Origin of the sequence: Streptomyces sp. NPDC049577 (genome assembly GCF_040675635.1) — a bacterium.
In the GTDB taxonomy this organism is placed as follows: Bacteria; Actinomycetota; Actinomycetes; order Streptomycetales; family Streptomycetaceae; genus Streptomyces.
Map to the genome: position 1 here is coordinate 1 of NZ_JBFAPH010000646.1, position 1,218 is coordinate 1,218.

Consider the following 1,218-nt stretch of genomic DNA (forward strand, 5'->3'; position numbering starts at 1 on the left):
GTCCTTCACCGGCGGACCGATGCCCAGCTTCGCCTCCGGGAACAGCTCCTGCACCGCCTGCGCCATCACATGCGCCGTCGAGTGCCGCAGGATGTTCAGACCGTCCTCGGAGGAGATCTCCACCGGCTCGATCTCCTCGCCGTCGGTGACGACGTACGCGAGGTCCTTCAGCTCGCCCGCGATGCGCGCGGCGACGACGGTGCGCTCGCCGGCGAAGAGGTCGGCGGCCGTAGTGCCCGTCGTCACCACGCGCTCTTCCCGCTCGGAATCGCGTTGGATGATCACACGGACGTCTGACACCGGTCTCTCCTGACTCAAGGGATACGACAGCGGATGCTGCGCCTGAATCGTACCGAGCCCGGTGCCCTGGTAGCGAAACGGTGCGACTCCGCTCAGTCGGCCCCGCCCTGGTCGTCGAAGGTGCCGGGGTCCTCGTGGAGCGCCTTGCGCAGCCGGTCCCGTTCCGCTTCGTCGACCTGGACGGGTGCGACGTGTCCGGCGTCGGCCAGGCGGCGGAAGCCGTCGCCGCTCTCCAGGCGTCCGTCGAGGGTGACCGGGAGGCCGAGGAGGTGGGCGTGGCCGGCGGTGCGGTAGTCGTCCTCGCCGAGGGTGGCGCGGGCCTCGGGGATGTCGGCCCCGGACAGGACGCGGAGCCGTATCTCGCCGGGGCCGCCGGGGGTCTCCCGGCGCATGCGGACGATCTCGCCGGTGAGCCGGACGGTCACGGGGGGTTCGTCCCGTACGTAGCGGGCGCCGGCGTCGCGGAGGGCGGGGAGGTCGCCGGGTGAGAAGTCCACGGGTTCGGGGTGGGCGGCGAAGCCGCCGGGCGGGCCGGCGGCGGGGGCCCAGGCGAAGGCGATACGGATGCCCTCGGAGCCGCTGACGAGAGTGACCAGGGCTTCGGTGAGCTCCTGGCAGACGCCTGCCTCCACGGCGGCGGTGAAGGCGTCGGGGCGGCCGGTGGCGCGGGCGTAGTCGGTGGCGTCGCGGGTGGCCTGGAGGGCTCGGAGGAGGGTCACGGTGATGGGCCGGCCGCCGGGGTCGTCGGGTGGGTAGGGGCGGGCCGCCGTGGGGGGGTCGACGGGCAGGTGGACGGTGAGCTCCCGGGCGCCGGGGGCGGGGCCGACGAGGAGGCGGTCGAGTGCGGCCTCGGCGCGGTGGCGGCGGCGGGCGCCGTGGTGGCCGGCGCGGGCGCCGGTGGCGAGGGCGGCGGCCAGG

General features: G+C 74.9%; 1 protein-coding gene and 1 pseudogene. Both read right to left on the reverse strand.

The window, feature by feature from the left end:
• Positions 1-300 (reverse strand): annotated as a pseudogene (gene thrS, locus AB0K09_RS33550) (threonine--tRNA ligase); the annotation flags it as partial.
• A gap of 92 nt (positions 301-392) precedes the next feature.
• The coding region (locus AB0K09_RS33555; RefSeq protein WP_366069162.1) for a hypothetical protein at positions 393-1,218 on the reverse strand (826 nt) is incomplete at its 5' end.